The organism is Aeromonas molluscorum (assembly GCF_051376105.1).
GTDB classification, from domain to species: Bacteria; Pseudomonadota; Gammaproteobacteria; order Enterobacterales; family Aeromonadaceae; genus Aeromonas; species Aeromonas molluscorum.
Genome location: NZ_JBPQCY010000002.1, coordinates 361,653 through 383,588, shown reverse-complemented (window position 1 = coordinate 383,588; position 21,936 = coordinate 361,653). Strand labels below are relative to the sequence as shown.

22 protein-coding genes are annotated in these 21,936 nt (G+C 62.2%); 11 read left to right on the top strand and 11 right to left on the bottom strand.

Features of this window, described 5'->3' with window-relative positions; translation table 11 throughout:
- Positions 1-4 precede the first annotated feature (4 nt).
- Entirely contained in the window at positions 5-1,012 is a 1,008-nt protein-coding gene (argC, locus tag ACSMDR_RS12390) for an N-acetyl-gamma-glutamyl-phosphate reductase (RefSeq protein WP_436468448.1), read from the bottom strand.
- 289 nt (positions 1,013-1,301) lie between these two features.
- On the opposite strand from argC, the gene argE reads away from it, so the two are divergent.
- The 3 genes from argE to ybaK all read left to right on the top strand — a co-directional run bounded on the left by argE (position 1,302) and on the right by ybaK (position 6,683).
- The gene (gene argE / locus ACSMDR_RS12385) at positions 1,302-2,447 is read left to right on the top strand and encodes an acetylornithine deacetylase (RefSeq protein ID WP_005891812.1); all 1,146 of its coding nucleotides are present in this window, start codon (positions 1,302-1,304) and stop codon (positions 2,445-2,447) included.
- Between the two features lie 454 nt (positions 2,448-2,901).
- Positions 2,902-5,535, top strand: coding sequence for a phosphoenolpyruvate carboxylase (gene ppc / locus ACSMDR_RS12380; RefSeq protein WP_005891814.1), 2,634 nt, complete (start codon positions 2,902-2,904; stop codon positions 5,533-5,535).
- 683 nt (positions 5,536-6,218) lie between these two features.
- Positions 6,219-6,683 (top strand): Cys-tRNA(Pro) deacylase, encoded by a 465-nt coding sequence (gene ybaK / locus ACSMDR_RS12375; RefSeq protein WP_436468447.1) that lies wholly within the window; start codon positions 6,219-6,221, stop codon positions 6,681-6,683.
- A 106-nt stretch (positions 6,684-6,789) separates the two neighbouring features.
- On the opposite strand, the gene ACSMDR_RS12370 is transcribed toward ybaK, so the two are convergent.
- From ACSMDR_RS12370 to ACSMDR_RS12360, 3 genes are read right to left on the bottom strand one after another with little or no spacing between them, the layout of a single operon-like run.
- Positions 6,790-7,527: a GNAT family N-acetyltransferase gene (locus ACSMDR_RS12370; RefSeq protein ID WP_436468446.1), complete on the bottom strand. Its 738-nt coding sequence runs from the start codon at positions 7,525-7,527 to the stop codon at positions 6,790-6,792.
- The gene (locus ACSMDR_RS12365; RefSeq protein ID WP_436468445.1) at positions 7,517-7,954 is read right to left on the bottom strand and encodes a rhodanese-like domain-containing protein; all 438 of its coding nucleotides are present in this window, start codon (positions 7,952-7,954) and stop codon (positions 7,517-7,519) included. Before ACSMDR_RS12365 ends, ACSMDR_RS12370 begins: the two co-directional genes overlap by 11 nt.
- The gene (locus ACSMDR_RS12360; RefSeq protein WP_436468444.1) at positions 7,951-8,433 is read right to left on the bottom strand and encodes an OsmC family protein; all 483 of its coding nucleotides are present in this window, start codon (positions 8,431-8,433) and stop codon (positions 7,951-7,953) included. The genes ACSMDR_RS12365 and ACSMDR_RS12360 overlap by 4 nt, the downstream gene beginning before the upstream one ends.
- Before the next feature lie 135 nt (positions 8,434-8,568).
- On the opposite strand from ACSMDR_RS12360, the gene ACSMDR_RS12355 reads away from it, so the two are divergent.
- Positions 8,569-8,700 carry a hypothetical protein gene (locus tag ACSMDR_RS12355; protein ID WP_436468443.1) on the top strand — a complete coding sequence of 44 codons (132 nt, stop codon included), beginning with the start codon at positions 8,569-8,571 and terminating at the stop codon, positions 8,698-8,700.
- Complete coding sequence (gene pdxR / locus ACSMDR_RS12350) at positions 8,697-10,139, top strand: MocR-like pyridoxine biosynthesis transcription factor PdxR (protein WP_436468442.1); 1,443 nt, start codon at positions 8,697-8,699, stop codon at positions 10,137-10,139. The genes ACSMDR_RS12355 and pdxR overlap by 4 nt, the downstream gene beginning before the upstream one ends.
- 102 nt (positions 10,140-10,241) lie before the next feature.
- Here pdxR and ACSMDR_RS12345 read toward each other — a convergent pair whose 3' ends face one another.
- The gene (locus ACSMDR_RS12345; protein WP_436468441.1) at positions 10,242-11,123 is read right to left on the bottom strand and encodes a LysR family transcriptional regulator; all 882 of its coding nucleotides are present in this window, start codon (positions 11,121-11,123) and stop codon (positions 10,242-10,244) included.
- Positions 11,124-11,250: 127 nt separating this feature from the next.
- Between ACSMDR_RS12345 and ACSMDR_RS12340 the strand changes: the two genes are divergently transcribed.
- From ACSMDR_RS12340 to ACSMDR_RS12330, 3 genes are all read left to right on the top strand, one after another.
- A complete protein-coding gene (locus ACSMDR_RS12340; protein WP_005891832.1) occupies positions 11,251-11,646 on the top strand; it encodes a CidA/LrgA family protein in 396 nt (131 codons plus the stop codon).
- Complete coding sequence (locus ACSMDR_RS12335; protein WP_436468440.1) at positions 11,639-12,328, top strand: LrgB family protein; 690 nt, start codon at positions 11,639-11,641, stop codon at positions 12,326-12,328. The genes ACSMDR_RS12340 and ACSMDR_RS12335 overlap by 8 nt, the downstream gene beginning before the upstream one ends.
- Before the next feature lie 78 nt (positions 12,329-12,406).
- Positions 12,407-13,321 (top strand): hypothetical protein, encoded by a 915-nt coding sequence (locus ACSMDR_RS12330; RefSeq protein ID WP_436468439.1) that lies wholly within the window; start codon positions 12,407-12,409, stop codon positions 13,319-13,321.
- Positions 13,322-13,367: 46 nt separating this feature from the next.
- Here the strand turns inward: ACSMDR_RS12330 and ACSMDR_RS12325 are convergent, their stop codons facing one another.
- Together ACSMDR_RS12325 and metB are read right to left on the bottom strand one after the other, a co-directional pair.
- Positions 13,368-15,815, bottom strand: coding sequence for a bifunctional aspartate kinase/homoserine dehydrogenase II (locus ACSMDR_RS12325; protein WP_436468438.1), 2,448 nt, complete (start codon positions 15,813-15,815; stop codon positions 13,368-13,370).
- 56 nt (positions 15,816-15,871) lie between these two features.
- Complete coding sequence (gene metB, locus ACSMDR_RS12320; RefSeq protein ID WP_436468437.1) at positions 15,872-17,035, bottom strand: cystathionine gamma-synthase; 1,164 nt, start codon at positions 17,033-17,035, stop codon at positions 15,872-15,874.
- Between the two features lie 172 nt (positions 17,036-17,207).
- Here metB and metJ point away from each other — a divergent pair, with 172 nt between their 5' ends.
- Positions 17,208-17,531: a met regulon transcriptional regulator MetJ gene (gene metJ, locus ACSMDR_RS12315; RefSeq protein ID WP_005891844.1), complete on the top strand. Its 324-nt coding sequence runs from the start codon at positions 17,208-17,210 to the stop codon at positions 17,529-17,531.
- A gap of 122 nt (positions 17,532-17,653) precedes the next feature.
- Here the strand turns inward: metJ and ACSMDR_RS12310 are convergent, their stop codons facing one another.
- Both ACSMDR_RS12310 and ACSMDR_RS12305 read right to left on the bottom strand, forming a co-directional pair.
- Positions 17,654-18,076, bottom strand: a complete 423-nt coding sequence (locus ACSMDR_RS12310) for a DUF417 family protein (RefSeq protein WP_040318805.1) — start codon at positions 18,074-18,076, stop codon at positions 17,654-17,656.
- Positions 18,077-18,108: 32 nt separating this feature from the next.
- Positions 18,109-18,648 (bottom strand): carboxymuconolactone decarboxylase family protein, encoded by a 540-nt coding sequence (locus ACSMDR_RS12305; protein WP_436468436.1) that lies wholly within the window; start codon positions 18,646-18,648, stop codon positions 18,109-18,111.
- Between the two features lie 113 nt (positions 18,649-18,761).
- Here ACSMDR_RS12305 and ACSMDR_RS12300 point away from each other — a divergent pair, with 113 nt between their 5' ends.
- Positions 18,762-19,601, top strand: coding sequence for a cupin domain-containing protein (locus ACSMDR_RS12300; protein ID WP_436468435.1), 840 nt, complete (start codon positions 18,762-18,764; stop codon positions 19,599-19,601).
- Positions 19,602-19,686: 85 nt separating this feature from the next.
- Here the strand turns inward: ACSMDR_RS12300 and cysQ are convergent, their stop codons facing one another.
- Together cysQ and nudE are read right to left on the bottom strand one after the other, a co-directional pair.
- The gene (cysQ, locus tag ACSMDR_RS12295; protein WP_436468434.1) at positions 19,687-20,505 is read right to left on the bottom strand and encodes a 3'(2'),5'-bisphosphate nucleotidase CysQ; all 819 of its coding nucleotides are present in this window, start codon (positions 20,503-20,505) and stop codon (positions 19,687-19,689) included.
- Positions 20,506-20,539: 34 nt separating this feature from the next.
- Complete coding sequence (gene nudE / locus ACSMDR_RS12290; protein ID WP_436468433.1) at positions 20,540-21,124, bottom strand: ADP compounds hydrolase NudE; 585 nt, start codon at positions 21,122-21,124, stop codon at positions 20,540-20,542.
- Positions 21,125-21,231: 107 nt separating this feature from the next.
- On the opposite strand from nudE, the gene yrfG reads away from it, so the two are divergent.
- The gene (gene yrfG, locus ACSMDR_RS12285) at positions 21,232-21,900 is read left to right on the top strand and encodes a GMP/IMP nucleotidase (RefSeq protein WP_436468432.1); all 669 of its coding nucleotides are present in this window, start codon (positions 21,232-21,234) and stop codon (positions 21,898-21,900) included.
- The last annotated feature ends 36 nt before the right edge of the window (positions 21,901-21,936 follow it).

Here is a 21,936-nt window from a genome sequence, read left to right as displayed (position 1 = left end):
TTCCTTAAATCAGGCCGGTGGCCGGTTCAAAACCAAACTTGATGTTCACGCACTGAATAGCCTGAGAGGCCGCACCTTTGAGCAGGTTGTCGATGGCAGAGACCACCACCAGCATGTTGCCCTGCTGCTGCCAGGCCAGATCGCAATAAGGAGTGCTCGCCACACCACGGATGGAGGGCATCTGACCGGTGAGGCGCACCAGGGGCTTGCCTTCGTAGGCGGCGAGATAGGTTCTATCCACCTGCTCCGGGGTCACCCCCTCGGCCAGTTGCACATAGATGGTGGCCAGAATGCCACGCACATAGTTGCCAAGGTGTGGCTGGAACAGCACGCCCTTGCCGAGGTGATAGCTGATCTCCGGCTGATGTCTGTGAGTGAAAGTGCCATAAGGGCTCAGGCTCACTTCGCAGAAGCTGGTGTTGACCGATGCCTTGCGGCCGGCGCCAGAGACACCGGAGACTGCGTTGATGATAGGCTGCCAGTCCGCCTTGATGAGACCCGCCTGTTGCAGCGGCTTGAGGGCGCACAAGGAGGCGGTCGGGTAGCAGCCGGGCACGGCGATGAGCTGGGCGGCCGCAATGGCCTCGCTGTTCCACTCGGCCAGGCCGTAGGCAGCCTGTGCCAGCCACTGCTCATTGGCGTGGGTGAAGCCGTAGTAGTCCTGATAGAACTGTTGATCCTGCACCCGGAAGGCACCGGAGAGATCGAACACCGGCAGCCCCTTGGCCAGGAACTTGGGCGCCAGATCGGCACTCACCTCGTGGGCGGTGGCCAGCAGCACCAGATCGGCCTGGGTCAGGATCCGGGTCATGCCATCCTCATCCAGGGGCAGCAGCGGCTGATCCAGCTCGCCGACCCACTGGGGATGAAGAGAGGAGAAACGCTTGTGGGCGTCCTGGCTGCCAGCGGAGACATAGAGGCCGAACAGCTTGAGTTGGGGGTGGTTCTGCACCAGGGCGGCCAGCTCTGCTCCCGCGTAGCCACTGGCACCGACGATAACGGTGTTAAGCATTGATCAATTCCAAAATCTGAGGAGTGGGTTCACAGCATGATGCTGCATAAGGATTAAGAGGCCGTGAATCGCCTCTCCATTCTTGCGTAGCAAGTGTGCAACGAGCGGGTCAGCTCATGCGGAGGCAATTCAGGCGGGGTTGCGTCGTCGGTGATAGATCAGGTGACAGAACATTGACTTTCCCTTACAACTAGAGCCTTATCGATGAGCGCAAGAACAGAATATTCATTCACTCAGTTTGCATTTGTATTTTCTAACAGAAACCTTCCGAGGGTGCAAGGAGGAGCTAGTGGCCAATCAGGATTTTTTTTCACTTTATAAGAATATTATTGCAATACCCTCTATCAGCAGCACGGACCCCAAGTGGGATCAGAGCAATCAAGGGGTGATCAGGCTGCTGGCCGATTGGTTCGGCCAACTCGGTTTTCAGTGTGACGTGACCGCGTTGCCGGACTTGCCCGGCAAGTACAATCTGGTCGCCACCTATGGCCAGGGTGAGGGGGGGCTGCTGCTGGCAGGTCACACCGATACGGTGCCGTTCGACCAGGGCGCCTGGCGCAAGGATCCCTTCAAGGTGACAGAAGAGGGCAACCGCCTCTATGGCCTTGGTACCATCGACATGAAGGGCTTCTTCGCCTTTATCGTCGAGGCGCTCAAAGGCATCGATCTCAAGACCCTCAACAAGCCCCTGCGCATTCTGGCCACCGCCGATGAGGAGACCACCATGGCGGGGGCTCGCGCCATCGCTGCGGCCGCCGAGCTAAAACCCGACTATGCGGTGATAGGCGAACCCACGGGGCTGGTGCCCGTGGTAGCCCACAAGGGCCACATGTCCGAAGCCATTCGCATCACGGGTCGCAGCGGTCACAGCTCGGATCCCGCCAACGGCATCAACGCCCTGGAGATCATGCATCAGGCCATGGGGCAGGTATTGGCGCTGCAACGCAGCCTCAAGGATAAGTATGCAGATCACCGCTTCGCGGTGCCGCAACCTACCCTGAATCTGGGTTACATCCAGGGGGGGGATAGCCCGAATCGCATCTGCGGTTGCTGCGAGTTGCACATCGACATGCGCCCCACTCCCCAGGTCGGTCCGGATGAGTTGCTGGGCTTGCTCAAGGAGGCGCTCTCCCCCATCGAAATCCACCAACCCGGCTGCCTGCACCTGCAACACCTGCACGAGCCCATCCCCGCCTACGCCTGCGATGACAGCTCCCTGCTGGTGCGTGAAGCCGAACAGGCGAGTGGCAAGCGCGCCGAATCTGTCAACTACTGCACCGAGGCCCCCTTCATCCAGCAGCTCGGCTGCCAGACCATCGTAATGGGTCCTGGCCACATCGCCCAGGCACACCAGCCAGACGAATACCTGGATCTCTCTTTCGTCGAACCGACCAAGGCAGTGCTGCAACATCTGATCCGCCGCTTCTGCGTCTAGCAGATCCGATGATGGGCCCAGTCTGCCCCGTGGTTGCTGCGTCTAACCGAGGCAGCCAGGGAGGAAGGCCCGAGGCAATGAATGGCATCTGACCCATCCCTTATGCGTCTAACCGAGGCAGCCAAGGAGGAAGGCACGAGGTAATGGATGTCATCGGATCCATCCCTTGTACGGCTAGCGATTCATTCGCAACAGGTGCAACCGAGCGCAGGGAGGCGCAACCGGATATGTAGGAAAGTTACATGACAACAAGCGGGGCAAAGGGACTCGGCCAAACCAGGGAACTATCGAAAATACATGTTCTTAATCGGCTTGTTATTTGACCTTGCGCAGACAATCTGGGTAGATTGTCCCCCTAAGATGACGGAGCATATGTTGTAATCGCACAACAATAAGTGGGGCAGCCCCATGCCGAGGAGCGGCGGCCGGGCACCAACAAATATAAGGATGTGGAATGAACGATACTTACGCAGCGCTACGCGCCAATGTGGGCATGTTGGGCCAGTTGCTGGGCAAATCCATCAAGGACCATCAGGGCCAAGCCTTCCTCGACAAGATCGAGACCATTCGCCAACTGGCCAAGTCCTCTCGCAAAGGCAATGAGGCCGACAGAGAGCAACTGCTCGACACCCTGCGCAATCTCTCGGATGACGAACTGTTGCCGGTGGCCCGCGCCTTCAGCCAGTTCCTCAACCTGGCCAACGTGGCCGAACAGTTCCACACCATCTCCCGCCATTGCGAGGAGCATATCTGCACCCCGGATCCCCTGGAGGAGATGTTCGCCAAGCTCAAGGCCTCCAACCTCTCCCAGGAAGCCATCATCCAGGCGGTGCGCGAGCTCGATATCGACCTGGTGCTGACCGCACACCCGACCGAGGTGACCCGTCGCACCCTGATCCACAAGCATGTACAGCTCAACGACTGCCTGGAAGCCCTTGAACTCTCCGATCTGCTGCCCCGCGAGCGGGACAAGATCGAGAGTCGCATCGAACAGCTGGTCAATCAGGCCTGGCACACCAACGAGATCCGGGTGCAGCGTCCGACCCCGGTCGATGAAGCCAAATGGGGCTTCGCCGTGGTGGAAAACAGCCTCTGGCCCGCCATCCCCGAATTTATGCGCAACCTGGACGAGCGTCTGCAGCAGCACCTGGGTGTGCGCCTGCCCCTGGACGCCGCCCCGGTCAAGTTCACCTCCTGGATGGGCGGTGACCGTGACGGCAACCCCTTCGTCACCGCCAAGGTGACCGCCGAGGTGCTGGAGCTGGGCCGCTGGATGGCGGTGAGCCTCTTCTACAAAGACATCAAGGAGCTCACCTCAGAGCTCTCCATGTCCGATTGCACCGATGCCGTGCGCGAACGGGTTGGCGATCACGCCGAGCCTTACCGCGCCCTGGTGCGCGAGTTACGCGAACAACTGCGTGAGACCCAGGATTTTCTCACCGCCAAGGTACAGAACCAGGCGAGCGAGAACCGAGATCTGATCAAGACCACGGCCCAGCTGCGCGAGCCGCTGGAGCTCTGCTATCACTCGCTGCACGCCTGCGGCATGGGCAACATCGCCGACGGCATGCTGCTGGACGTGCTGCGCAAGCTGGCCTGCTTTGGCATCCATCTGGTCAAACTCGATATCCGTCAGGATGGCGAGCGCCACGGTCAGGTCTTCTCCGAGCTGACCCGTTATCTGGGCATGGGCGACTACGCCGAGTGGAGCGAAGATGACAAGCAGGCCTTCCTGCTGAACGAACTCAACTCGCGTCGCCCGCTGCTGCCCGCCGACTGGGAGCCGAGCGCAGAGACCAAGGAGACCATCGACACCTGCAAGGTGATCGCCGCCCATGATCCGGACGCCTTCGGCATCTACATCATCTCCATGGCCGGTGCCCCCTCAGACGTACTGGCGGTGCAACTCTTGCTCAAAGAAGCGGGTTGCAAGTTCCGCATGCCGGTTGCCCCTTTGTTCGAAACCCAGGAAGATCTGATGGCAGGCACTGCGGTCATGGATCGCCTGCTGTCGGTAGATTGGTACCGTGGTTACATCCAGGGCCGCCAATACGTGATGATCGGCTACTCGGATTCTGCCAAGGATGCGGGCATGATGGCCGCCGGCTGGGCCCAGTACGCCGCCATGGAGTCCCTGGTGGCCCTGGCCGAAACCAACAAGGTGCGGCTCACCCTCTTCCATGGCCGTGGCGGCACCGTCGGTCGTGGCGGCGCCCCTGCCCATCAAGCGATCCTCTCTCAACCACCGGGATCCCTGCGCGGCGGCCTGCGGGTCACCGAACAGGGCGAGATGATCCGCTTCAAGTTCGGCCTGCCGAAAGTCGCCATCAACAGCCTGAACCTCTATACCAGCGCCGTGCTGGAGGGCAACCTGCTGCCGCCGCCCAAGCCCAAAGAGAGCTGGCGCACCGTGATCGAGCAGGTGGCCGAGGCCTCTTGCGAACATTACCGCAGCATAGTGCGCGGCCACCCGGACTTCGTGCCCTATTTCCGCGCCGCCACCCCGGAGATGGAGCTCGGCAAGCTGCCGCTCGGCTCCCGTCCCGCCAAGCGCAAGCCCAATGGCGGCGTCGAGAGCCTGCGCGCCATTCCCTGGATCTTCGCCTGGACCCAGAACCGGCTGATGCTGCCGGCCTGGCTCGGTGCCCATGAGGGCCTGAAGCAAGCCATCGACAGTGGTCATCAGTCCGTGCTGGAAGAGATGAGCCGTCAATGGCCCTTCTTCCGCACTCGCCTCGAGATGCTGGAGATGGTGTTCCTCAAGGCCGATACCTGGCTGGCGGAGTACTATGACACCCGTCTGGTACCCGAAAGCCTCTGGCCGCTTGGCAAGCAGCTGCGCGCCGAGCTGGAGGCGGCCGCCGAGCTGGTGCTGGCCCTGCGTCCTCAGGGAGACTTGCTCGACGATCAACCCTGGATCAAGGAGTCCATCAAGCTGCGTAACCCCTACACGGATCCCCTCAACGTGTTGCAAGCCGAGCTGCTCAACCGCTCACGCAGCAATCCGGAATCCCTGCACGAGGAGATAGATCAAGCGCTGATGGTCACCATCGCCGGTATCGCCGCAGGCATGCGTAATACGGGTTGATGGCCGGGCTATCCAGCCCCCCTTCCTGACATAAAAGGGCGCCATATTGGCGCCCTTTTGATTTCCACGAATTGCATCGTCTGACGTCCCCTCGCCGCAGGCTCGATTAGCACAGCGAAATTGAGCATTTCTTTGCCAGAAGGTGTCTGGCTAGAGGTAACCGACACATTTCGTAACGAGAGTCACAAACCCCGTAAGGGCATGCATGACATGTGCAGCATCCACTTTCACCTCTATTTTCAGAGCCATATTCATGGCTTTCGCTCTGACTATGATCCGGGGCCCCAGATGTCATATCTGGCGTGTTGATACTGCCCTAGCCTAGGACAGTCCGTGGTTTACATAACCGGTATGGCAACCACGCTGCGAGACTCTGGAGAGGATTCTTGACCCCTATCGCAAGCCCAGCGCATGACACGCTTGCCCGCAAGGCAGTCTAAGGCACTCTCTTTTGGTCCATCAGAGGCTTCTGCCGAAACCATCGTTGGCTTGCCTGCCGCGCCAGCCACATTCCAGATCTATTCGAAACGTCTCGCCCTCACCGAGTTCAGGAGAGTGATGCAATTCACTGGCTTCATGCTTCCTTACCCATTGTGGTCGGCATGTGTAGGCTTATCTCTATCTTGCATCATCTGGCTGGCAGGAGCAGACTGTTTTACCTTGCCGAGGCTCGAGGAAATCCGATGACACCCGCTATCAACTTGCTGAAAAAGCTCAAGATCCCCCACAAGCTCTACCCCTATGAGTGCGACGCCCACGACGATTTTGGCAAGCATGCCGCGAGCCAGCTCGGCTTGCCGCAGGCCCAGGTGTTCAAGACCCTGCTCGCCCATCACGACAAGCAGGCGGTAGTGGCCATAGTGCCGTCATCGGGCCTGTGCAGCCTCAAGCAGCTCGCCAAGGCGGCGGGCCTCAAGAAGGTGGAGATGATGAAGCCTGCCGAGGCCGAGAAGCTGACCGGCTACAAGGTGGGGGGTATCAGCCCGCTGGCCCAGAAGAAGTTGCTGCCCACCGTGCTCGATGACTCCGCCCTGCAGTTTGACGAGATCCTGGTGAGCGGCGGCAAACGCGGCCTCTCGGTCGGGGTGGCGCCCCGAGACATGCTTCGCCTTCTGAAATGGCTAGCCGCGCCCATCGGTGAACACTAAGGGTCGAGCACCATGACTAAGGCGCAGAGGTGATAGCAAAGAGGCCCCGACATCCGGGGCCTCTTTGGTTTTATCGGGTGTTGCCAGCGAGGGCACCGGCCGACGATCAGGGCATCTGGTCTGCCTGAGCGCGGCAGGCCGCCGTCAAGTCGGAGAGCCGCAGCCGCTGACCCCCGGCCCCATCGAAGTTGTCACCCGCCAACCAGCGCGCAAAGCAGCCTTGCAGGGCGGGCCACTCCCTGTCTATCACCGAGAACCAGGCGGTATCGCGCGAACGACCCTTGTCGACCCTGGCCTGGCGGAAGGTACCCTCGTAACGGAAACCGAGCCGCAGCGCCGCCTGACGGGAAGGCAGGTTGAGATCGTTGCACTTCCACTCGTAGCGACGATAGCCCAGCGCAAAGGCCCGGCCCATCATCAATGCCATGGCGGCGGTCGAGAGGCGGGTGCGCTGCATGGCAGGGGAGAAGTGCAGCCAACCCACCTCAATGCTACCCGCAGCGGGGTCGATGCGCAGATAACTGGCGAGCCCCAGCGCCTTGCCGCTCGGCTCGTCGACAATGACATAAAACTGGGGATCGACCTTGGCGGCGCACTGCTGCAACCAGGCTCGCAGGGCAGACTCGTCCTCGAAGGGGCCGCTGGTGAGATAAGTCCACATGGCGCCATCATCAGCACTGAACGCCTGCCAAAGCGAACCGCCATGCTGCGCGGGATCCAGGGGCTCCAACCGGCAGCCCCAACCACTCATGACCTGATGAGGGGGGAACTCGCCCCCCGTCCAATCCGGCACCACAGCGCCCAGGGGTTGATTGAATTCATTGGTAAAGTGGTTAGCAGCCACAGGCGATCCCTCCCTCTTGCAATACTCCGGCCTGGGCGCCGCTGGCGACCGCGAAGCCATCTTGACGCCACCAGTGCAGGCCACCGATCAGCTCCTTGACCTGAAACCCGAGCGCGGCCAGCTTGTAGGCCCCCTGAGTCGAGCCGTTACAGCCGATGCCGTCGCAGTAACAGACATAGACCTTGTTTCGCGCCAGCCCCTCGGTGGTGGCCGGGCTCATGGTGCTATGGGGAAAGGAGATGGCCCCCGGGATATGTGCCTTCCCATAATGCTCGGGGGAGCGGGTGTCGATGACGACGATGGCGGCTTCCCCGGCCAGCAGATCAGCGGCCAGATCGGCTGGATCGGTGCGATATTTCAGCTGAGCCTCGAAGAAGGTGCTGGCATCCGCCGGGCTGGCTACCCCTGTGCTCAAAATATGACTCATACGGACTCCTGATATAACGAGACGTCAGTGGTGACCTGGGTACTGACCGAGTTGGCGATGAAGCACTCTTCGTGGGCCTGATGATGGAGTTGCTCAAGCTCGGCCAGGCTGGGTTGGCGCTTACCGGCAAACGCCACCTGAGGGCGCAGGGTGACACGGGTAATCGACTGGCGGCCACGCTCGTCGGTCTCCATGATACCGACCGCCTTATCGCTATAGTGTTCAACCAGATAGCGCTGCTTGGCCGCCAGCCAGAGAAACACTAGCATGTGGCAGCTGGACAGCGCCGCGACGAAGGCCTCCTCCGGATCGACATTTTCCGCCACCGAATAGGGCAAGGGCACCACGTGGGGAGATGATGAGGCGGGCACTCTGGCGCCGCCATCAAACGTCCACTCATGGGCCCGACTGTAACGCTGATCGACGAAGGGCTCGCTGGCACCCCGCCGCCAGCTGATGAAGGCACTGAACTCTGACATCCCGACTCCTTGAGGTTGATGAACTCCTTGCTCTGTTCCTCAAATGTAGCGATAAAATGGCCTTGCCACGCCGACCAATTTTGCCAATATGAACAGACCAATTTCGCGAGCGAACTGCCCACCCCGGAGGCCGTCATGAGCGCCCTGCCCACCCTGTTTGCCAACCAGCAGCAGAACGATCTGCCGCTGCACGAGCAGCTGGAACCTACATTGGGCTGCACCATCTCGGCCAGTAACTCTCCCCAGGCCATTCGGAGGCCATCATGAGTGCCCTGCCCACCCTGTTTGCCAACCAGCAGCAGAACGATCTGCCGCTGCACGAGCAGCTGGTACGTACATTGCGCGGCGCTATCCTGGCCGGTCATCTGCCTCAACACAGTCGCCTGCCCGCCAGCCGCATGCTGGCCAAGGATCTTGGCATCTCCCGCAGCACGGTGGAGCTAGCCTATGGCCGCCTGGAGGCAGAGGGCTATCTGGTGCGCAAGGTGGGGGCCGGCAGCTTCGTCGCCCTGGCGGCGGTGCGCCCCGTCCCCCGGCCGCCCCAGTCGGCGGCCGGGCTGTCGCGACGCGGTCAGGAGATGGCCGCTGGCGGCGCCTGTCACGACGCCCCCGAGGTCGGCGTCTCCTTTGCCTCCAGCCAGCCGGATCCACGGATCTTTCCTCAGGCGCTCTGGGGCCGCGTGATGCAGCAGCAGTGGCGCCAAGGTGCCAGTGACTGGATGAACTATGGGGATCCGCAAGGGCTGGCAGAGCTGCGAACCGCCATCAGCAGTTATCTGGTGCAGTCACGCGGGGTGCAGTGCGAGCCGGATCAGATCCTGATCCTCACCAGCTCCCAGCAGGGTATCTTGCTGGCAACCCAGTTGCTCATCGACGCCGGCGACACCGTCTGGGTCGAAGATCCCGGTTATCCGGGAGCCAGAACCGCACTGGAGAGCGCCGCGGCCCGCATCCATCCGGTACCGGTGGACGAGGAGGGGCTCAACCCTGCGGGGGAGCGACCCAGGCCAAGTCTCATCTACTGCACCCCCGCCCACCAGTATCCCCTCGGCGTCCCCATGACTCTGGCGCGGCGGATGGCGCTGCTGCACGAGGCCGAGCGGCACGGGGCCTGGATTCTGGAAGACGATTACGATGGGGAGTATCAGTACGATCAGCGGCCGTTGCCCGCCCTGCAGGGGCTCGACAATCAGGGGCGAGTCATCTATGTGGGCACCTTCAGCAAGGTGTTGTTCGGCTCATTGCGACTCGCCTATCTGGTACTGCCGCGCCCCCTGATGGAGGCCTTCAGCCGGGCCCGCGCCGCCTTCGATGGCCACAGCAATCAGTTGCAACAGGCGGTCACGGCGGACTTTATCCGGGCTGGCCACTTCGCCACCCACCTGCGCCAGAGCCGCCTGCTCTACCAGAGCAGGCGGGATCTGCTGCTGGCCGAGCTGGCCGAACACTGCCCCCAGTTAACCCCCATTCACAGCGGTGCAGGCCTGCAATGCGCCGTGCTGCTGCCCCCGGGTGGCGAGGCCCGCTGGACCCAGGCCGCCAACGCCCTGGGGCTGGGCCTGCGTCCACTTAGCCAGTTCTACCTTGGCGAGCCCAGGCTGGAAGGCTGGTTGCTCGGCTTTGGCAGTCTCGACAACCAGACCCTGCGCCAGCTCTGTCGTCGGCTCGGGGCATTGATGCGCATTGAAGCGCCGATCTCAGGCTGATGGGCAGCAAAACCAAGGTGGCCCCCGACGGCCTTGGTAACACCGAGGACGGGCGGCGGATGACGAGAGTTCGTGCCCTGCCCGCAGCGCTCAAATACCGGCTTACTCTGCCTGCAACTCGCGGCAGAGGGCCAACCAGGCTTCGGCGCTGCGTGACAGATATCGGCCCTGAGGCCAGATCACTCCGAGTTGCCAGCTCAATTCGGGGAACAGCGGCCTGAGCAGCAGCCCTTCCGGGTTCAAACGGCGACAGATAGGTTCGGGCAAAAAGGCGACCCCCATGCCGCTGCGCACCATGGCGGTGAGAAAATCCCACTGGCTGCTCCGGGCCGCCACCAGGGGGCTGAACCCCGCATCCTGACAAGCCTGCTCGATGCGATCGCTCAGGGTAAAGGCCTGGGTGTAGAGCAGCAGCGGCTCGTCACGCAGATCCGGGAAGTTGACGCAGGCCCGCTCGCGCCAGTGCGGTTTTGCCGGCAACACCACCTGGATGGGATAGCTGGCCAGCTCCAGGGCGTTGAGCGCCCCCGACTCCCGCGTCGGCAGCATGGTGATGGCAAGATCCAGCTCTCCCTCCAAGACGGCCTGCTCGATGCGCCGTCCGCCATATTCGACGATGGACAGCTCGATGGCCGGGTAGCGCTGGCGATAAGTGCGGATCAGATCGGCATAGACATGACCCACCATGGGGGGCATCCCCAGGGCCAGGCGGCCGCCCTTGAGGCTCTGGAGATCCGCCAGCTCGGCTTCCAGTTGCAGCATCTGCGTCAATATTTCCTGGGCACGGGTGAAGAGCACCTGACCGCTGTCGGTCAGGGTAAAACGGCGACCCTCCCGGTTGAGCAGAGGCTGACCGAGCTCCTCTTCCAGGCTGCGGATCATCTTGCTGATGGTTGGCTGGGTGACGAACAGACGCTCCGAGGCACGGGTGAAGCTCTGCTCACGCACCAGTTCGACGAAGTAACGCAGGGCACGGATATCCATGGGCTCTCTTCCTGGGGGCTAAGGTCACATCATGCCAATTTGGCATGAATTTGATAATTTAAATTCATTTTTTGCAGGTTTAGCCTGGCGGTAGACTGAAAGCCTTCTTACCGAAAGGCCCTCTCTCATGCCTCTGCCCGTCTGGTTTATCACCCCCTTGCAGGTCGCCCTGCTGGCCGCCATCTGGTGGCTCGCCGATGGCGCCGTGCGCCTGTTCCACCTGCCGCTGCCCGCCAATCTCACCGGCATGCTGGCCCTGCTCGCCCTGATCCTGCTCGGCGTCGTCAAGACTCGCTGGTTTAGCGCAGGGTCTCGCTGGCTGCTGGCCGAGATGCTGCTGTTCTTCGTGCCCGCCGTGGTGGCCCTGGTCAACTATCAGGCGTTGCTGCTCAATCAGGGGCTGCGCATCCTGCTGGTGATAAGCCTCAGCACTGTGCTGGTGCTCGGCACCACAGCCCTGGTGGTGGACAGGGTTTATCGGCTCGAACTCAAACTGGCCCGCCGGGCCCGTCGCCATGACTAGCCAAGCCCTGAGCCTGCTCTGCCTGGCCCTCACCCTGCTGTTCTACTACCTCAGCAAGTGGCTCTATGGTCGGGTGCGCATCCTGCCCCTGATGCCCCTGCTGCTGGCCCCGGCCCTGCTGGTTGCCCTGGTGCTGCTCTGCCACATCCCCTATGAGACCTATATGGCCGACAGCCACTGGCTGCTCTGGCTGCTGGGTCCGGCCACGGTCGCCTTCGCCATCCCCGTCTACGAGAACCGGGCCCTGATGCGCAAGCACTGGCTGTCCCTCTCCCTCGGGGTACTTGCTTCCGTGGTGATGGCGGTGGGCAGCTCCGTGCTGCTGGCACGCTGGTTGGGCCTCTCGGATATGCTGCAGCGCAGCCTGGCCATGCGTTCCATCACTACCCCCTTCGCCGTCGAGGCGAGCAGGAGCATCGGCGGCCAGAGCGACCTGACCGCGCTGTTCGTGGTACTGACCGGGGTGATCGGCATGGCGGTGGGTGATCTGGTTCTGCGCCGTCTCGCCATCCGCAGCAAGCTCGGCAAGGGGGCGGGTTTTGGCGCATCGGCCCACGGGGCGGGCACCGCCAAGGCATATCAGCTGGGCAACGAGGAGGGTGTCGTTGCCAGCATGGTGATGATGATAGCGGGCATGGTGACTGTGCTGCTCGCCCCCCTGCTCGGCCAGCTGTTGTGGTGAACATGCCCTGATCCCGCCAGCTGATCCCGGCTCCCTGTCCGGTTACACTGGGGTCATGCGAGCGGATCAGGAAGCGATATGACCTCAACGAACAGGCGAGCACTGTGCCGGGCACTGCTGTGCGCCCTCTTGCTGGCAGGGCCCCAGGCCGGGGCCGCCACCCTCTTCACCCATGTCAGTCCCGAGAGTCCCCAGGATCAGCGCACCCGCTACGAGCAGGATCTGCTGCGCCTGGCGCTGGAAGAGACCCGGGCAGACTTTGGGGAGTACCAGCTGGCCCAGGCGCCGTCCATGAACCGGACCCGGCTGCTCCAGCAACTGGCACAGAACAGCTACACCAACCTGATCGCCTCTCATGCCTGGCTGAATCCGAGCGAACACCCTCATCTCGGCCACGTTCGCTTCCCCATCACCCTGGGCATACTCAGTTACCGGGTCTGCTTCGTCAACGAGGGGCGCCAGGCCGACTTTGCCCAGGTCCGTACCCTGGCGGCGCTGCGCACCTTTCGTCAGGTACAGGGGCGGAGCTGGCAGGACGCACTAGTGCTCAAGCGCGCCGGCATGCAGGTGCTGGAGGTGGATGGCTACGAGCGTCTGTTCAAACTGGTGGCCAGGGGGCGGGCCGATCTCTTCTGCCGGGGGGCGGGAGAGGTATATCAGGAGTGGCAACGGCGCCACACCATGCCGGGTCTGGCCCTGGATGACCAGATCGTCATCTCGTACCCCAACCCCCACCTCTTCTACAGCCACGAGGCCAATGGCGCCGCCCTGGCCCGAGTACAGACCGGACTGGAGCGCGCCTGGCGCAAGGGCTCCTTGCAGCGTCTCTGGCGTCAGCATTTTCAGCCCGCCCTGGCGCTGGTGCAGCTGAAGCGGCGCCATGCGCTGGTGCTCACCAACCCCTACCTCGAAGGGATCGACTTCGACTATCAAGCCTACTTTCATCAGATGCTCGGGGAGGCGATCACCTCGCCCCCCAGGGGTATGGAATAACGAAAAGGGCGCCATAAGGCGCCCTTTTACTGTTCCTTGCCCGGCCTCACAGCTCGGCGCAGATTTGCCAGAGGTCGTACTGGATGGCGCCGGCGGTCACCTCACGCCCTGCCCCCGGCCCCTGGATGACCAGCGGGTTGGTGCGGTAGCTGTCGCTCTCTATGGCAAAGACATTGTCGCAAGGCAGCAGATTGGCGAAAGGATGGTGCGGCTCAAGGGTCTCCAGTCCGACGCGCGCCTTGCCGCCCTGCTCGAAGCGGGCCACGAAACGCAGCACCTTGCCAACCCGGCGAGCCCCCTCAAAGGCCGTCTGGAGCGGGCCATCCAGCTCGCCCAGTCTGTCCATGAACTCCTCGACCGACAGCTTGCGCAGGGCCGCAGGCACCAGGTTTTCCAGCTCGATATCGGCGGAATCCAGCTCGAAGCCCGCCTCCCGCGCCAGAATGAGCAGCTTGCGGCGCACATCCTGGCCGGAGAGATCCTCGCGAGGATCCGGCTCGGTCAACCCCTGCTGCCAGGCGTCGTCCACCAGCTCGGAGAAGGGGCGACTACCGTCATATTGCTGGAACAGCCAGCTCAGGGTACCGGAGAAGATGCCGGAGACACCCTGGATGCGATCGCCGCTCTGACGCAGCATCTGGATGCTGGACTGGATGGGCAAACCGGCACCGACGGTGGCGTTGTAGCGCCACTGCACCTGATGGTCGCGGCAGCTCTGTTTGATGCGCTGGTAGAACTCGCTCTCGGCGGCACCGGCGAACTTGTTGGCGGCGATGATGTGGCAGCCGAGCTGGGCAAAGTCCGGGTAGTAACGGCTCACCGTCTCGCTGGCGGTGAGATCGAGCGCGATCAGGCTGTCAAAGCCGTGCTGTTCCAGCTGGGTCAGCAACTCTGGCCAGATGAGCGGGCTGGGCTCGAAGTGCTGCTGCACCTTGATGGGATCCAGCCCCTCCTCATCCAGCAGGCCGCCCTGGGAGTTGAAGACCCCGTACAGGGTGAGCGCCACGTTCAGCTCGCGCTCGAGACGAGCCTGCTCGCGGCCATAGAGGTTGAGCCACTGGCTGCCGATGTTGCCCTTGCCAAACAGCACCAGACCGACCCGGGCCGGGCGGCTGAACAGGGCACTGTGCAGGGCTATCATCAAGGGCTCGAGCACCACCTGACGCAGCACAGCTACCAGGCTCAATCCATCCTTGGCGACCTGCACGAACTCCTGGGGCTGATCCGCCAGCAACTGATAGAAGCGGTGGCACTGCTCGGCGTTGTCGGTCACCCCCGCTCCCACCAGGGCCACCAGGCTGTAACCCTCTTTCTGGATAAGACCGGTGAAGCCACCCTGCAGCTGGAAATCGCGCAGCAGATCATAGGCGCCGACCGCCACCTCCAGGGTATAGGCAAGGCGCAACACCCGCCTGTCCGGCTGGCGTTGCAGGGTGAGCGGGCTGAGTCGATATCGTGCCAGGTGGGCCTCTATGGTCTTGACCGCCTGCTCAAAGTCGCCCTGGGGCAACACCTTGAGTTCGATCAGGGCAATCTGATCCACCGAGTTGACGATGCGGGCGCCATTGCTGCGCGGGGCGCGGCGCAAGATGTGGGTACAACCCTCGTCGGGGTTGTAGCTGCATCTCAGGGTGAGACGCTGGCGGCTGTCCGCCACCGGCTGCAGGGTGCGCGAGTGCAGCACAGAGGATCCCAGGCGAGCCAGTTCGTTGGCTTCGGCCAGACTGAGCCGCTCCAGCAGGCGCGCCTCCTTGACCCGGCGCGGATCCGCGCTGTAAACCCCGGCCACATCGCTCCAGATGGTGGTGGAGTCGCCATCCGCCAGCAGGGCCAAGAGGCTGGCACTGTAATCTGAACCATTGCGACCGAGCAGCAGGGAGCGCCCCTCCATGTCGGCGGCGATGAAACCTGTCACCACGACACGACCGCTATGCTCGGCAAGGCGCGCCTTGAGCAGCTCGCTGGAGAGCGCCTCGTCCACCTTGACCAGGGCACCGTCCTCGGCACGCAGGAAGCTGCGGGCATCCAGCCAGATGGCGGGCTCGCCCCGGCTGGTAAGCAGCGCGGCCAGGAGCCGTGCCGACCAGACCTCCCCAAAGGCGAGCAGGCCATTGCGCTCGAAGCGATCGAACTGGCCCTCCAGGATCTGGCCCAGACTGCCGAGGTCACCGTTGAGCTGGGTGGTCAGGCTCTGGTGCAAGTCGCCTTCCAGCAAGCCATCGATCAAGCCCTGCTGATAGGCACGCAGGGCGTTGAGCGCCTCACCGGCCGCCTCGTCCCCCGCCTCGGCCAGCTCAACCAGCTGGATCAGGCGGTTGGTGGTCTTGCCCGCAGCCGACACCACGATCAGCTCGCTGCCATTGCCCTGCTGCTCGACGATGGCCGCGACCCTGCGGTAACAGACGGGATCGGCCAGGCTGCTGCCGCCAAACTTGTGTACTTGCCGATGTTGTACGCTGACCGTCACCTCGGCCTCCTTGACCTCTGCATTCATCTTGATCTCATCCCCAACGGTCAATTCGCTCCCTGATCTTTCTTGATAATGCTGGCTCATGACGCCACCTGACCGGCAATGGCCAGGGCCTGGGCCAAGTCGGCGACCAGATCCTCGCCATGCTCTATGCCGACCGAGATCCGCAAAAGCTGGGGACTGATCCCCGCCGCCTGCTGGGCCTCGTCGCTCATGGCCCTGTGGGTCATGCTGGCCGGATGGGCCACCAGACTCTCTACCCCACCGAGGGACTCGGCCACCGAGAAGTAGTTGAGGGCGCCGAGGAAGGCACGCAGACCCGCCTCGTCGCAGTCGAGCTCGAAGCTCAGCATGGCACCGAAACCGGACTGCTGGCGACGGGCTATCTCATGGCCAGGATGAGTCGGCAAGCTGGGGTGGTAGATGGTCTTCACCAGAGGCTGAGTCTGCAAGAAGGCCAGTATGCTCTGGGTGTTCTCCTGATGGGTGCGCAGACGGGGCCCCAGGGTGCGCAGACCCCGCAGGGTCAAATAGGAATCGAAGGCGCCACTGGTCAACCCCAGACAGTTGGCCCACCACAGCAGACTGTCGGCCAGCGCCTGCTCCTTGGCGATGGCTACGCCCCCTACGACGTCCGAGTGGCCATTGATGTATTTGGTGGTGGAGTGCACCACCAGATCTGCGCCAAGCGCCAGGGGTTGCTGCAACAGCGGAGAGAGGAAGGTGTTGTCTACCGCCACCAGGGCGCCCACGGCGTGGGAAGCCTCGCAGATGGCCGTCACGTCCACGACCCGCAGCAACGGGTTGGAGGGCGTCTCCACCCAGACCAGCTTGGGCCCCTCGGCCAGGGCGGCGGCCAACGCCCGCTCATCGCCCTGATCGACGAACTTGACCCGATAGTTACCCTTGGCGGCCAGAAATTCGAACAGGCGCCAGGTGCCGCCATAACAGTCATGGGGGGCAATCAACAGATCCCCCACCTGCAACAGAGCCTGGGTTATCAGATGGATGGCCCCCATGCCGGTGCCGGTCACCACGGCGCCCGCCCCCCCTTCCAGGGCGGCCAGCGCGTCCGCCAGATTGCCACGGGTCGGGTTGCCGGAACGGGCATAATCATATTGACGGGGTACGCCGAAGTCGGCAAAGGTGTAATTGCTGGAGAGATAGATGGGCGGCACTACGGCACCATGCTGGGTATCTGTCTCTATGCCGGTGCGTACCGTCAAGGTTGCCTTGTGGGTCATCTCTCTCTCCTCATCCTTGTGCGAGTCCATCCTCGCCATTGCACAAGACATTACGCCACCCAAATAAAGCCGTCAACACTTCTAGACGTCTGAATGGCTTTGCTGTTGGATTGCCATTGATTTCCTTAAGGGTTAAAATCCGCGCTCAAGGCCAAATGAGAACAGGTGAATCATGGGTACAGAGTGGAACGGCGACTACGTCAGCCCTTATGCGGAACACGGTAAGAAGAGTGAACAGGTCAAGAAGATTACCGTCTCGATCCCGCTCAAGGTGTTGAAGGTGTTGACCGATGAGCGCACCCGTCGCCAGGTGAACAACCTGCGCCATGCGACAAACAGCGAACTGCTCTGCGAGGCCTTTCTCCATGCGTTCACCGGCCAGCCACTGCCCGGCGACGACGATTTGCGCAAGGATCACCCGGACAGCGTCCCGGCTGAGGCCCGCGCTATCATGGAAGCCCTTGGCAAAGAGATTGAAGATTACGACGCCGAGTGAGTCATCACTCAGGGGCAGTAAAAAACGCGGCTTTAATCAGCCGCGTTTTTTATTGCCTCTGTGCCGATAGCAGACAAAAAAGCGCCCCATCCTGGAGCGCAAACAGTAGGTGAAACATCAAGTCAGGCCGCGCGGCTGCGGCTCATGGCGGTCAGGGACACCCCGAGAAACACCACATCCTTGAACAGGAAAAAATTGATCACGGGGACACCATCCACCCACTTCCAGACCCCGGGCAGGGTGAACAGGAAGCTCAGGGTCACCAGAAAGATAAGGCTGGCGGCGGCGCCCGCATAGAGACCAAGCGGGGGATAACGCAGGGAGAGCACCAGGCCAAGCGCCACCAGCAATTCCGCAATACCGATCAGGTTGGAGACTCCTTGCACCGACCAGATGCCATAGAGCCAGCTCATCAAAGGGTGGCTGGCCACCATGGGACGGATTGCCTGCGCCTCGGTCGGGGTGAACTTGAACACGCCGATCCAGATCAGGGTCGCCACCACACCAAACAGCGCAACCAGATAACCCGCATCCGCCCGGGTCAGCGGGGCGACGCGCGTCAACAAAGCGGCCCGGTTCATGGCCTCACCGCCACGGCGGGGAAGTCTATCTCTGTGCCCGCCACATGATTGCTGTAGTTGGTGAGGGTGTTGAGGGCGACCTGACCCAGCACTTCAATGAGCAGCTCATCATCGACCCCGGCGACTCTGGCCTCTTGCAGCTGGGTATCATCGATGACACCGCGCTGGCGCACCACTAGGATTGCCACGGTGATCAACGCCTGATCCAGCGGATTTTCAGCCTCACCCAGCCGCGCATCGCGGATCTGCTCCGGGGAGAAACCGGCCTTCTTGGCACCCAGCACATGGGCACTCAGGCAATATTGACAGGCATTGACCTGACCTATGGCCAAGGCCAGCAACTCCCGCTGACGGGCATCGAGCCGCCCTTGGCCCAGGGCCTCGGCGAAGGCCAGATAGGCTTTGAACACCGCAGGGGAGTGCGCCAGCGTGGAGAACAGATTGGGCACCATGCCGAGTTTGCCCTTGATGGCAGTGAGCGTGTCGGCGGTGGCTGGCTTGGCCTCGGCGAGGGTCAGGGGATTGATACGTACCATGAAAATGTTCCTCTCGTGTTAATGAACTAGCTGGTCAACGAGAGTGAGTATTTCAAAAAGCATGATACGATTTATTACCAATAGTCCAAAAAAGATCACTCATCGTCTCAATCATGGATTCCTTGTCGGCACTGCTTCATCAATATGCCCCCCGGGCGCAGATCTTCTACGCAGGCAGCCTGTGTGGCCGGGCCGACTATGAGGGCTCGGACGCTGGCGGTCATCTCCACCTGCTGCGGGAGGGCACGCTCAGACTACGCAGTGATGGGGAGGTGCCGCTCATCCTCGTCGAGCCAAGCGTGATCTTGTTTCCCGGGAGCAGCAGCCACCGAATGCAGAGTCGGCTAGACTGCGATCTGGTCTGCGCCAACGTCCGCTTCGGGCGCACCAATGCCAATCCTCTGGTGGCAGCGCTGCCCCGTCGGCTCGTCATTCCTCTGGCCAGCGCCCCCGGCCTGGCTCCGGTGCTGGAACTGCTATTTCAGGAGGCGAGCCAGCCCGGCTATGGCCAGAGCCAGGCCCTGGATCGGCTGTTGGATCTGCTGCTCATTCTGGTACTGCGCCATGTACTCGATGCCGGACTCTATCGCGGAGGTGTCTTGGCGGGACTGGCCGATGTCCGGCTGGGCAAGGCGATCATTGCCATGCAGCAACAACCTGAGCACCCCTGGACGCTGCAAGGGCTGGCTGCGCTGGTGGGCATGTCCCGCGCCCGTTTCGCCGCCCACTTCCATCAGGTAATAGGCAAGACGCCACTGGTTTATCTGACCGAGTGGCGGCTGGCCCTGGCCCAGCAGCGCCTGCTGACGGGGGAGCCCCTCAAGCTGGTTGCCCCCGGGGTAGGTTATGGCAGTACCGCCGCCCTGACCCGAGCCTTCGCCAAGCAGTGCGGATTGACCCCCAGTCAATGGTTGCACCAGCAGAAAACCGCCGCAGAACCGCCCCTTGATTGATGGCAGGCGAACTCCTCCGCGCTGACGATCTCAATAAAAACGGCGACCTGAGGGTCGCCGTTGTTCATGCCGATGCAAGGTGCAGTTAGTCGCGGTGTAGCACTATCTGGGTCCAAGCCAGACGAGGATCCCCCATCACGATAAAGTCGGGATTGCCAAGGGACTCGGTCTCGTTATAGCTCAGCGGCTGCAGTGCCAGACTGAGAATACGCCCCCCAGCCGCCTCGACGATGCATTGAGCCGCTGCGGTGTCCCACTCGCCGGTAGGGCCGAGTCGCACATAACAGTCGGCCGCCCCCTCGGCCACCAGGCAGGATTTGAGGGAACTGGAACCCAGCGGCACCAGATCATAGTGGATGGCGGGGTTGAGACGACGAGTCAGACTCACCTGTTGCTGACGGCGGCTGATGGCGATCACCAGGGAACTGGGGAGATCATGTTCATGATGCTGGGCGCGAATGGGCTTGCTCTCGCCATTTGCCTCCTTGAAGGCACCATGACCACGCACCGCCCAGTAGAGCAAATCCGCCTCGGGGGCATAGATGACGCCGAGCACGGGCACATTATCCCGCACCATGGCTATCAAGGTGGCGAAGTCACCACTGCCGGCGATAAATTCCCCCGTGCCATCCAGAGGATCCACCAGCCAATACTGCCGCCAGTTGGATCGCTGGCTGAAGGGGACATCCGCCGCCTCCTCGGTCAACACGGGGATATGGGGGGTGAGTGCCGCAAGTGCCTGCTTGAGGTAGGCATCCGCGGCGAGATCGGCACTGGTGACCGGGGTCGCATCCTCCTTCAGCTCGCGCTCAAACTGACCGCCTTGATAGATGTCGTGAAGGATACGCCCCGCTTCGCGGGCTATCTCCTTGACCCCGGGAACCCAGCTCAGTAGTTCCTGCATCTTGTCATCCTCTGTGTCACTCGCCGCTCTGGCGTTATTTTTCCTGCTCTGCCAACCACTTGATGGTCAACAGCAGGGCGCTGATGCTACGTGATTCGGTGAAGTCCTCCCGCTCGAGCAGTGCGTCGATGCGATTGAGGGGCCAAGGGATCACCTCCAGGGGCTCAGGCTCGTCACCGACCCGCTGCTCGGGGAAGAGATCCCGGGCCAGCAAGATGTCCATCTTGCTGGCGAAATAGCCGGGTGCCAGGGAGACCTGCTTGAGGGGGATCAGGCTGTTGGCACCAAAGCCCGCCTCCTCCATCAACTCGCGATTCCCCGCGGTCAGGGCATCCTCACCGGGATCGATCAGACCCTTGGGGAAGCCCAGCTCATAACTGTGGGTGCCAGCGGCATATTCGCGGATCAGCAGCAGGGTGTCTGCATCGAGCATGGGCACCACCATGACGGCGCCCCGGTTGCCGCCCCGCATCCGCTCAAAAACTCGCTCCTCGCCGTTGGAAAACTTGAGGTGCAGGGATTCCACCTTGAACAGATGGCTTTCGGCCACGATTTCAGCCTTGATGATGTCGGGTTTGCGCTTGTTGGGATCCATAGCCGGGCCACTGGCGAGAGTCATGACTCAAGAGTAAACGAGTCGCAAGACGAACACCACGGGCCAAGGCCGGGAAAGCGACGCTAAAAATCCGTTATAATGCCGCCCCCTTTTCAGCAGTGAGACAACCCATGCCGACCCAGCTACCCTGGCACCAGATAGATACAGTCCTGCTCGACATGGATGGCACCCTGATCGATCTCCATTTTGACAGTCATCTCTGGCAACAGCTGGTGCCCGAGCGTTACGCCGAGCGGCTCGAACTGTCGCTGGCCGAGGCCAAGGCGCGGATCGATACCTGCTATCACGCCGTCAGCGGCACCCTCGACTGGTACTGTGTGGACTACTGGAGCCAGACCCTGGGGCTGGACATTCGCGCCCTCAAGCAGGAGATCCTGGAGAAGATCCAGTGGCGGCCCAACGCCATCCCCTTCCTGACCGAGTTGCGGGCGGCGGGCAAGCAGCTGGTGCTGTTTACCAATGCCCACCCCGCCAGCCTCTCGGTCAAGGAGGCCCGGCTCGGCCTCGCCAGTCATCTGGATCTGATGGTGAGCACCCACGAACTGGGCTGGTCGAAGGAGAGCCAGCACTGCTGGCAGGCGCTGGCCGAACGGTTGGCATTCGATCCCGCTCGTACCCTGTTTGTCGATGACAGCGAACGTATCTTGCAGGCCGCCGCCGACTTTGGCATCGGCTATCAGCTCGCCATCCAGACCCCGGACAGCCAGCAACGGCCACAGCAGATCATCCGCTTCCCGGCCATACATGACTACGCCGAGCTGCTGCCGCTGAGTCGTTGAGCCGCCCACGACAACGCCCTCTCACGGAGGGCGTTG